The 372-nt window shown below is 47.8% G+C and carries 1 pseudogene; it reads right to left on the bottom strand.

Features of this window, described 5'->3' with window-relative positions:
- Nucleotides 1-372, bottom strand: a pseudogene (locus tag CP370_RS10160) (IS30 family transposase); the annotation flags it as partial.

The raw sequence follows: 372 nt of genomic DNA, 5'->3' as shown, positions 1-372 counted from the left end.
TTACCAGAAAGTACGGTATCAGCTTCAAAGTGGCCGAATTCCTGGCGAGTTTCGACTTTATGAGGCCGCTCCTCAATGGAGCGGCCGTGATTGAACGTACCACGCTTTTCTTTAGCACGGTGACGACGAATTCCATGATCAGGCAAATCGGGCAACTGTATATCAAGTCATCCTTGATCAATCCAGTTATAGACCGTCTTGTAGGCAATCCCCACCACATGGGCAACTTGTTCAGGGGACCACTTCTGGACTTGAATTTTTTCCTCGATCAAGTGTTTAAGGTTTTTAGTGAGCGAAGACTCCGCCCCCGTTGACTAACCTTTCGTTCAAAGTCAGTTTGCGCTAACCCAGCCTGGTACTCACTATTTAGCC

Source organism: Lactobacillus sp. UMNPBX19, from assembly GCF_002553805.1.
Classification (GTDB): domain Bacteria; phylum Bacillota; class Bacilli; order Lactobacillales; family Lactobacillaceae; genus Lactobacillus.
The sequence above is the reverse complement of the archived record's forward strand: the minus strand, read 5'-3'. Positions and strand labels throughout refer to the sequence as shown.